This window comes from Roseibium sp. MMSF_3544 (assembly GCF_030732845.1).
GTDB lineage: Bacteria > Pseudomonadota > Alphaproteobacteria > Rhizobiales > Stappiaceae > Roseibium.
On sequence record NZ_JASHKA010000050.1, the window covers coordinates 1 to 9,724 of the forward strand.

A 9,724-nucleotide genomic window follows, 5' to 3' on the forward strand; every position below is an offset into this window, starting at 1 on the left:
ATTTATTTCGAAAATAGATATAATAAAATCAGAAAAGTAGTCAAAAATGAAAATATCATCCAAGTAATATTATATAAAAAATTCGACAAACAAAATATTGCCTTACTTTTTTCATCATTCAACTCTTTGAATAAATTGATAAGTGTGTATTGTAACTTCTGCACCGCAAGGAAAACGGGGTTTGTGCGGTGCGGCGTGCCACGGTTTCCGGGGCGTTGTTTAAGTGAGGTAAACTTCAGGAGTAAGCTATGGCCACAATAGAAGGCAGTGCTTTCCAGGATTTCCTGCAGGGTACAAGTGCCCAGGATTTCATATTCGGCCTCGGGTCGGCAGACGTGGTGCTGGGAAATGACGGTGATGACTTTTTGTTCGGCGGTTTGGGCGGAGACCTTATCGCTGGCGAAGAAGGGTCAGACAAGATTTTCGGACAGGGTGGCGATGACGTCATTCTCGGCGGTGATGGCGCAGACATCATAAATGCCGGATCGGGCTCCGATTACATCTTGGGCGGTGATGGTGGTGACATCATCCTCGGTGGTGAAGGGACCGACGTCATCGACGGCGGTGCCGGAAACGACCTGCTGTTCGGCGGCGGTAACCATGACGTGTTCGTGTTCACCGGCGGTGGTGGCAACGACATCGTTATGGACTTCCAGGTAGGCGATCTGGTCCAGATTTCCTCGAACATCAACAACACCGGTATCAGCTCGGCCGAGGACGTCGCCGACCGTGCGACCCAGGTGGGCAACAACACGGTCATCGACCTGGGCAATGGCGATACTGTCACGCTCAACAACATCGATGCCGACGACCTGAAGGACAATCCGGAAGGTTTCGTCGTCGTCACCTGACGATTTCCTCCCCGGGCGCCCGGCTTGCCGGGTGTTCGGGGAGGTTTCTGCCGCTCGTCCGGCACTTGTTCTCGCGCAATGAAGTTGAAACATGCTCGAAAAGCTCGGCACCTACGCGGAGTCACCCTTTGACGCGCCGCAGTTTCTGCAATTGACACCGGACGTTTATCTGGTTGCCTGGGATCCACCGCACGCGGTCAACGCGGCACCGCAACTGGACGAGGTCGCCAATCGAAAATTCTCTGCCAAGGCGAGTGTTCGACTTGCGCTTCTCGATGGCCGGTCACGGATCGTCTGGGCTCTGTCCTTAAAGGAAAGATCGGCGCTGCATTTGAAGCTGACTGCCGGCGCAGTCGGGTCGGGAGCAGAGCTAAGTGTTGATTTCAACCAGTCCCAGCGCGCAGCCGATCCCTACGCCCTGACAAGCGGCCTGACCCAGAATGCCTGTGCGGTTCTGGTGTCGACCATCTTGAACACATGGTCGGGCATGTTCCGGCTGAGCCTTTCCCGCAGTTTCGTCGAATTTGCGATCAAGCTTCTCAGATCCGTCAATGATTCACCGCCTGTCGCCGACTGCGTCGCTTCGGTGGGTAACACGCGTCTTCTGGAAACGCTGCTCAACAGTGAGTGTACAGAGATCTCCTCTGCCGTCTTGATCGGTGATGCCGGCGTCAAACGGCTCGACGCCCATCCGTTCAACACGCTCTATAACAACGGCCGGAACCGGCTGTTTCTCGGCGCCGTTGAGCTGGCGCCTCTGCCTTCCAAAAGCTTTCTTGCCCTGTCGGGGCCGTGGGGATTGGCGATCCGCCGATTGGAGATGGAGGGCGCATCACGCTCGCTAAGTGCCTGGTGGGCTGGAAACAGCCGAAAGCTGCCGGAACTGAGAGACTACATCATCACCAAATTCGGCGGACGGTCCGCGGCAACGCGCGCGGCTGTGCGCGACCTGCAACTGAGCGAACCTGTGCCGGCCCGGCGGCATGGTGCGCTTGGAGAGACCGCAGCCTTCTGCGCCGTCGAGACAGCGCTTGCTGTTGAAAGCGGTGTTCTGGTCGGCGGCTGGATGCGTGATCCGGGCAACAGTTATGCCGGGCTGGATATGCTTGGTGCTGACGCAAAGCCTTTGCCTCTGACGCTTCATTCTTTCGACGGCGTGCTGCCTGAAACGCAGGGCGGATACGCGATCAAGCGTTTTGTCGCCTTCGCAGACCTTGGCGGTGATCTGCTGCATCATATTCAACCGCGCCTGGAACTGAAGCTCGCGTCAGGGGAACGCAGCACGCTTGTCCCGCCGCCACAAGCCGATGATCCGGTCGAAAGCCGTGCGAGTGCGCTTGCTGTCGTGCCACCGCGCCACGCGACGGACGACATCGTTGCGAATTGTCTCGCCAAGCCACTTGCCGATCTCCAGGAAAGGTTCCGCCAATCGGTCGGCGCACCGGTGGAGATTTCGTTTGGCAGCCAGCCGGCCCGTCCGCTCGTTTCTATCGTGATCCCGCTTTACAAGGTCTACGAATTCATAAAGCCGCAGCTCGCAGCTTTTGCGGCGGACCGCTGGCTTGCCGAAAACGCAGAGATCATCTTTGTTCTCGATTCACCTGAACAGGTCACGCATGTCGAGGACCTGCTGACGGGATATCAGCTGCTTTACGGCCTGCCGGTACGCCTCGTTCTGATGGAGCGCAACGGCGGCTATGCACTTGCCTGCAACGAGGGCGCAGCACACGCGCGCGGCCGGTATCTTGCCATGGTCAATTCCGACGTCGTGCCGCTGGAGAGCGGTTGGCTCGAACAAATGTGCGCCTCTTTGATGATGGACGAGCAGGTTGGTGCCGTCGGGGCGAAGCTGCTTTATGCGGATAACGCCATTCAGCATGCCGGTCTGAAGTTCATCCAGGACGAGAAGGGCCGGTGGTTCAACCACCACTACTTCAAGGGATTTCCGAGGTTGTTCGCCGAGGCGAGCGCGTCGCGCGAGGTTCCGGGCGTGACCGGTGCCTGTCTGGTACTGGCGAAGGACGACTTTGAACAGGTCGGCGGGTTCTCGACCGACTTTATCATCGGCGACTACGAAGACAGTGATCTGTGTTTGAAACTACGGAGATACAACAAGAAGATTTATTATCTTGGCGATGTCGAGCTTTATCATTTCGAGCGAATTTCCATCAGCAAAAATGGGGATTACACGCGCGGCGTTGCTTCTCAATACAATCGTTGGCTTCAGCAATCCCGGTGGGAACAGGAAATCGCAGAGATCATGTCTTCCATCAGCGCACGTGACGGAGTGGTGGTGACATGAATTCGCCTGTTTTGATCAAGGATGCCGAAAGGCTGAAATCTGCGGACATCGGTGGGGAGAGACTGTCGGCTCTTCAGAAAACGATCACCCGTAACAGATTTCTGCCGGTGCCGCCGGAGGAGGAAAACTTCGTCGGGGATGGCGATTACCTGTCCATCGGCTCTGAGTTTCTGGGCTATTTCGTCGAAATGGCCGGTCTCAACGAGCATGAGCGGGTTCTCGACATCGGCTGCGGGATCGGTCGCATGGCTGTTCCACTGACCCAGTATCTTGATCCGGCACGGGGGCAGTATGTCGGCATCGATCCGGCCTCGCCCGGAATCCAGTGGTGCACCGAAAACATCGGTTCGGTCTATCCGAACTTCCGTTTCATGCATCTCGACATCGCAAACGAACTCTACAATCCGGACGGCTACATCCGTGGATCTGAAATCGCGCTGCCCTTTGCCAACGGGTCATTCGATTTCGCCGTCATGACATCTGTCGTTACCCACTTGCCCGCGGATGAAATCGAGCCTTATTTCCGGGAAATCTCCCGATTGCTTGAGCTGGGTGGGCGCCTTTTCCTGTCGGCATTCGTTGTCGAGCCGGACCAGGAACAATCGTCCAACGATGCCGACGCAAGGCTGGAATTCCAGCGCATGGGAGACGGCCCGGCATGGCACGCATATGAGACGTCGCCGCTGGCCGCTGTTGCCTTCGATGACGGATTTATCGACGACGCCCTCCAGGCCACGGGTTTTGAAATCGCACTCAAGAAGCTGGGTCATTGGCGCGGCGAAACCGGCAGCGGGCACTATCAGGATATTTTCGTGGCCGTGAAGTCCGCGCGGGGGCGTCAGGAATGAAGGTTCTGGTTTTTGCGCATAATCATCCAGACCTGCATCCGGGCGGAACTGAGACCGTCGCGCTGGAATTGTCGCGGGCCTATCGGAACGCGGGACACCAGTCGCTTTTCGTCGGTGCGACCAACCAGTTGCACCGCGAACCGCACCCCGGCACCAGCTTTCAGGCCATCAGCGACAGCGGTGATGAGCTCTTGATGTGGGCCGGTCATTTCGACCGTTTCAACATGAGCCAGGTTGATCTGCGCGCCTTCGTTCCCGACATGACCGCGCTCCTGGAAAGCTATCGCCCGGATGTCGTCCATATCCATCATCTGCTTCTGTTCGGTGTCGAACTGCCTGTTCTGATCCGGCGCGTTCTTCCAGATGTCCGGATCGTGATGACATTGCACGACTATTACGCGATCTGTGCCAATGACGGCGTCCTGATGCAAAGCCCTGACGAACCATGTGCCGCGTTGGGGGCCGGCGGATTATGCAGGTGCCTTGAATCAGCCAAGCCGAACGACATGCGTTTGCGGGAGCGCTTCATCAAGACCCATCTCGGTGCTGTCGATACATTCGTTGCCCCCAGCGCCTTCCTGCGCGATGTCTATATTCGTTGGGGCTTGCCGGCAGCGAAAATCATGATCATCCGGAATGGCCGGCCGGAGGTAGACCCTGCACCGGGCCGGGCAGACAGCGACGCCTCCAAACGCGTCTTCGGTTATTTCGGCAACCTGACGCCTTGGAAGGGCATCGAGGTTCTCCTGAAAGCTGCAAAAATATTGCGGGACCGGGAGGTAGACTTTGAATTGCGTGTTCATGGCGGCTCACCGTTTCAGAGCGCTGAGTTCGTAGAACGGCTTGACGGTCTTTTCGAAGCAACAGCACCGCAGGTCGTCCGCCTCGGGCCCTACAAGCCGCAGGACGTGCCTGATCTGATCGAACCTGTCGATTGGGTCGTCGTGCCATCTGTCTGGTGGGAAAACGCGCCTCTCGTGATTGCGGAGGCACAGCAGCATAACCGGCCAGCCATCGTGACAGGTGTCGGAGGCATGGCCGAAGCGGTTCAGGACGGAATTGACGGCCTGCATGTGCGCAGGAACGACCCGGTCAGTCTGGCCGCAGTGATGAAAGCGGCAGCCGACGACCCGAAGCTGTATCGCAAGCTTGCCGGAAATACGCGCAAGCCGCCGCCGGTTTCCGCCGTCGCGAAGCAGTACCTCGACTTGTTCGGGGAGCGGCACCGCGACGCGAGTGATCCTGCGGCCTAAAGCCTTTCGCTTATTTCGGAGCCAAGTGAGAACGACATGACTGCCGCAAAGCTGGAAGACAAGAGGAAAGACGGGCAGGAAGAACAGGTTCCGGTTCCCAAGATCCAGGGCCGGGTCGACGCCTTCGAAAAGGGGCGCCTGCTTGGCTGGGCCTGGGACGCGGCGCATCCGGAAGATCGCATGACCATCCATGTGATCCACGATGGCGAACGCGTTCTGAGCAAACTTGCGGAAACGCAGCGCATCGATCTGCAACGCAACGGGATTGGCGATGGCGCTTATGCGTTCGATATCGACTTGCCTCAGGCCGTTGCCGCGTCACCCGATGGCATGTCTGTCGTCGCCGAGTCCCCGCAGGATGGAACCCAGGTGACGTTGCCGCGTCCGAGTGCTGAGGAGCGGGCAGCCGAGGCGGCAATCGCGCTGCCGCTCTCTCTGGTGATGCGGAAGCTGGACCGGGTGATTTCCATCCAGGGCAAAAGCGCGATCGGTCAGCGCGACGCAACCGACATCCTGAAAGAGACCGCGAAGCGTATTGACACGCTGGCGTCGACGGAAGGGGAACTTGGCGAAGCCTTGAAGATCCTCAAGGGAGGGCAGGGCGACATTACCAAGCGGGTCGGCGAGCTTGAAGTGTTTCTGTTGCGCTTTGACGCGACGCTGAAAGGTTTTGATGACCGGCTGACGGAGCTTGGGGAGAAAAGCCGGAACAACCTCAAAGTGCACCTGTTGCTGCTTGCGGTTCTGCTCGGCTTCGTCGGGGGCATGCTCTTTGCCGCCGCTGGCGGTTTGTGGAGATAGCGCGGTGGAGCCGGTTGTTTCTCTGGAGGGCGCGCAAAAGCTGACCGGTGCAAATCCGGACGGTGCGGCAAAGCCTTCCGGAGTGCCGGGACGGCCAGTGCCTGGGCTGCCGCTTGACGGCCGCATTCTCGTCTGTGCCGCGCTGGACAGCGGCACCATTCTCGTCGCAGGTGCTGGCGACAGTTTCGTACCGACGCTGCCCGCGACTCTGAACGACGATCCACGCGCGACCGTTCCCTGCACGATTGTTAGTCTGCCGCGCCCGGACAAGATGACAGGCAAGCAGGTGCCATTCGTTGGTGTCTTGCCACTGGAGTCCATTTCGCCGGTGGAGCTGCAAAGAATTACCATCCGCAGCAAGGGACATGCACATGCCTTTGCGGTGAAGCCCGGTCCTGTCGATTTGGGGGATTTTCTAAGTCTTGTCGCGGATGCGCTGCCTCTGTCCTTATCCAGCCTGATCGACAGACTGATCGACGCGCTGTTCGCCGGATCGTCTGACCAGAAAAACCGTGAGGTTGCTGCGGCCATCGTAAGGCACGCTGCAAAACGAAACGGTTTTGTTGAATTGATTGGCGGTTTCGACGAGGGCGACCTCTTTCTGCAAGGCTGGTCGAAGGATCTGCCTGCCGGAAGCAACCGGGTATTCGTCTATGACGGCATACTCAAGGTCGCCGACCTGACGTGTTGCCTTGGCGAACGGAAGGAAGCCGGCGGCAAGGTGTCGGGGTTCTTCGCCCTGATGGAGGCGGCGGAGACGCTTGTGCCGGAAACCGTGCAGTCTGTCTTTTTCCGGGGGCGCAACGGCTGGAACAAGGTCGATATGCACGACAGGGGAAGCATCTCGCAGCCCCGCGCGCTCCCAGGGCATATCCGCGCCCTTTTGCCCCGGCTGAGCGCTGGCGGCGAGGGACGCGCAAAGCTTGAAAGAGCCTCGTGGCGCTTTGACGGCAGGGACACGGTCAGCGAACTCAATGTGCCGGTGCGCATCGGAGTTGATTTCAGCATCGCCACGGATGGGGCAGGGGTTTTGCTGGCCGGATGGCTGCTCGATCCGGAGGATCATGTTGCGGCTGTTATGTTCCGCTCCGGAACTCTCGCCTTCCGGTTGGACGAGACATGGACAACGCAAGACCGGCCGGATGTCACCAGCACATTTGAGGAGCTGTCGCCGTTTCTCAATGGACCGGCCGCGCAACACCGGCATGGTTTCCTGGCATTTGTCCCGACGCGCGAAACGCTTGGCGGCGGCGGATCCTATTTCGAAATCGTTGTGAAGGACGGGCGCTCCGCCTATTCACCCCTTGTACTGGGAAAGGCACCCTTGCGGTCTGCCCTTCGCTGTCTTGTTGCGGGCGTTGGTCCGACAGTGTCGTCCGAGACGGACGTCATCGAGCGCCAGTTTCTTCCCTTTCTGCAGAAGACAACGCGACCTGCACCGGAAATCGTCGACACGCAGGATTTCGGCGCGGTGCCGGACACCGCGTCGCGCTCGATCGTGATCGGCCTGGACGGCAACCTTGAAAAGATCCGCACCTTGTTGCCCGTATTTGCACTCGACCCGATGCTGCGCGGAACACCCCTGGTCGTGTCGGCGTCCGAAACCGTCCTCGGTCAGCAAATCCAGGAAATCAAACGCTTGGCCGGCTTTTACGGTCTGGCGCTTCGGGCAGTTGCGGCCGCAAACGTGGAGGACAAGCTCGACGCGCTTCAGGTCGGTCTGGAAGCGGCTCCCTCCGATACGGCCGTGTGTTTCAGTTCAAGCATAATTCCGGACACTCCCGGCTGGCTCGAGCCACTGATGTCGGCCTTTCAGGAACGCGATTCCGCTTGCCTTGTCACACCCACAATCCTCTATGAAGACGATACCATCCGGTGGGCGGGAAGCTGGATTGACCAGGACGACGGGGCGAGCGTTCTGAGACAGCATTACGTCGGCTATCCACGCCGAACGCTTCAGGGCGCTGAAAGCTGCGACGTCTTTGCGGCCACGTTTGATTGTTGTGTCCTGCCAAGAACCGCGCTGGCGGATGTCGGCGGCTTTGAGCGTCATTATCTGGGAACCGATGAAAAGGGGATCGACGCGACGCTGAAACTACGCCGGTCCGGCCTGGGGGCCCATTGGGTTCCGCAGGTGGAAATGATCCATCCGGAAGACGGTAACGGCAGCGAGGGTCTCTGGCACAGACTTGTCGTGGACCTCGACCGGAAACTCTTTGAACGCGCGTGGAGCCCGGCGCTTGCCGCGCTGAAGGGGAGCGTGTGATGGCAGGGGATAAGACTGTACCGGAGCAGATCGGCAAGGAGACGCTGCGCGTTCTTGTGATCTCCCACGGTCATCCGGCGTTGTCCCTTGGTGGTGCCGAAGTCGCTTCCTACAATCTTCACCAGGGTCTGAAAGCTGTTCCGGGGTCCCAATCCTTTTATCTGGCGCGGGTAGGCAACGCTCATCCCCGGCACGGCAAATCCGCCCTGATGGGGGTTGCGGATGCGGACGACGAATTGTTCTACCATGCCGACGATTACGATCCGTTCCTGATGTCGAACCGGAATACCGCCGATCTGGAATCGGATCTGCGCCGGTTCGTGCGCTCGCTTGACCCTGACGTCGTGCACTTTCACCATTTCATCGGCTTTGGTCTGGAATCGCTTCACATCATTCGAGATGTTTTGCCGAGTGTTTCGATCTTCGTCACACTCCATGAGTTTCTGCCGATCTGTTTTCATCACGGACAGATGGTCAAAACAGGCAGTCATGACCTGTGCAGGCAAGCGTCACCGATCGCGTGTCACGGGTGTTTTCCCGAGATCTCGCCGGGATCTTTTGTACGGCGCAAACATTTCATTCAATCGATGCTGCGGCTTGCCGACGGGTTCGTAACGCCGAGCAGATTTCTGGCGGAGCGTTACCAGGAATGGGGTCTGCCCGGCGACAGGATCTCGGTTATCGAGAATGGTCTCAGTATCGACGAAAGAGCCGAACCAAGACGTTTGAAGGGTGGTGCCGACCGGCGGTCGCGCTTTGCATTCTTTGGCCAGATGACACCTTACAAGGGCGTCGACGTGCTGCTGGATGCGGTCCAGCGGATTCCGGATGCCCTTTGGAAAGACGATGCGTCGCTGACCATTTTTGGCGGCAACCTGGATTGGCAGCCCGATCCTTTTCGCAAGAAGATCGAAGAGCTCCTGGAAAAAGCGGGTTTGCGTGTTCGATTTGCAGGGGCTTATCAGAACAAGGATATGCCGGCCCTGATGCGGCAGGTGGATTGGGTGCTGGTTCCGTCCGTCTGGTGGGAAAATTCTCCCGTCATTATCCAGGAAGCCTTTTTTCACGGCAGGCCGGTGATTTGCAGCGGCGTCGGCGGGATGGCGGAAAAGGTCCGCGACGGCGTCGACGGTCTGCACTTTCTGGGGGGCAGCCCGGAGGACCTGTCGGACCGTCTGTGCGAAGCGCTCGAAGACAGGGACCTCTGGGATACGCTCCGGAAGGGCATTCCTCAACCGCAAGACTATGTGAGCTGCGCGCAAGAGCACCTGTCGCTTTACCGGGCGGTGGGAAGCAGCCGCATGTCACCCACCGCCGCTCTGCCGAACAATCTGAAACAGAGTGCCTAAGATTAGGGGTCTGATTTAGACGAAAATCAGTTTGAATTTCAAAATAAATTAGAA

The 9,724-nt window shown here is 58.4% G+C and carries 7 protein-coding genes; all 7 read left to right on the forward strand.

Annotated features, from left to right (window positions below):
* Positions 1-248: 248 nt before the first annotated feature.
* The 7 genes from RBB47_RS30795 (at position 249) to RBB47_RS30825 (ending at position 9,670) form a co-directional block, all read left to right on the forward strand.
* Positions 249-851, forward strand: coding sequence for a calcium-binding protein (locus tag RBB47_RS30795; protein ID WP_305989767.1), 603 nt, complete (start codon positions 249-251; stop codon positions 849-851).
* A 91-nt stretch (positions 852-942) separates the two neighbouring features.
* Positions 943-3,153, forward strand: a complete 2,211-nt coding sequence (locus RBB47_RS30800) for a glycosyltransferase family 2 protein (RefSeq protein WP_305989768.1) — start codon at positions 943-945, stop codon at positions 3,151-3,153.
* Positions 3,150-4,001, forward strand: a complete 852-nt coding sequence (locus tag RBB47_RS30805; protein WP_305989769.1) for a methyltransferase domain-containing protein — start codon at positions 3,150-3,152, stop codon at positions 3,999-4,001. Before RBB47_RS30800 ends, RBB47_RS30805 begins: the two co-directional genes overlap by 4 nt.
* Positions 3,998-5,254: a glycosyltransferase family 4 protein gene (locus RBB47_RS30810; protein WP_305989770.1), complete on the forward strand. Its 1,257-nt coding sequence runs from the start codon at positions 3,998-4,000 to the stop codon at positions 5,252-5,254. Before RBB47_RS30805 ends, RBB47_RS30810 begins: the two co-directional genes overlap by 4 nt.
* Positions 5,255-5,290: 36 nt before the next feature.
* A complete protein-coding gene (locus RBB47_RS30815; protein ID WP_305989771.1) occupies positions 5,291-6,055 on the forward strand; it encodes a hypothetical protein in 765 nt (254 codons plus the stop codon).
* A 4-nt stretch (positions 6,056-6,059) separates the two neighbouring features.
* Positions 6,060-8,321 (forward strand): glycosyltransferase family 2 protein, encoded by a 2,262-nt coding sequence (locus RBB47_RS30820; protein ID WP_305989772.1) that lies wholly within the window; start codon positions 6,060-6,062, stop codon positions 8,319-8,321.
* Positions 8,321-9,670, forward strand: a complete 1,350-nt coding sequence (locus RBB47_RS30825; protein WP_305989773.1) for a glycosyltransferase family 4 protein — start codon at positions 8,321-8,323, stop codon at positions 9,668-9,670. Before RBB47_RS30820 ends, RBB47_RS30825 begins: the two co-directional genes overlap by 1 nt.
* The last annotated feature ends 54 nt before the right edge of the window (positions 9,671-9,724 follow it).

Excerpts from the sequence above, each read along its gene's own strand:
- RBB47_RS30805 (WP_305989769.1), top strand. The coding sequence starts at position 3,150 with ATGAATTCGCCTGTTTTGATCAAGGATGCCGAAAGGCTGAAATCTGCG.
- RBB47_RS30815 (WP_305989771.1), top strand. The coding sequence starts at position 5,291 with ATGACTGCCGCAAAGCTGGAAGACAAGAGGAAAGACGGGCAGGAAGAA.
- RBB47_RS30825 (WP_305989773.1), top strand. The coding sequence starts at position 8,321 with ATGGCAGGGGATAAGACTGTACCGGAGCAGATCGGCAAGGAGACGCTG.
- RBB47_RS30810 (WP_305989770.1), top strand. The coding sequence starts at position 3,998 with ATGAAGGTTCTGGTTTTTGCGCATAATCATCCAGACCTGCATCCGGGC.
- RBB47_RS30795 (WP_305989767.1), top strand. The coding sequence starts at position 249 with ATGGCCACAATAGAAGGCAGTGCTTTCCAGGATTTCCTGCAGGGTACA.
- RBB47_RS30800 (WP_305989768.1), top strand. The coding sequence starts at position 943 with ATGCTCGAAAAGCTCGGCACCTACGCGGAGTCACCCTTTGACGCGCCG.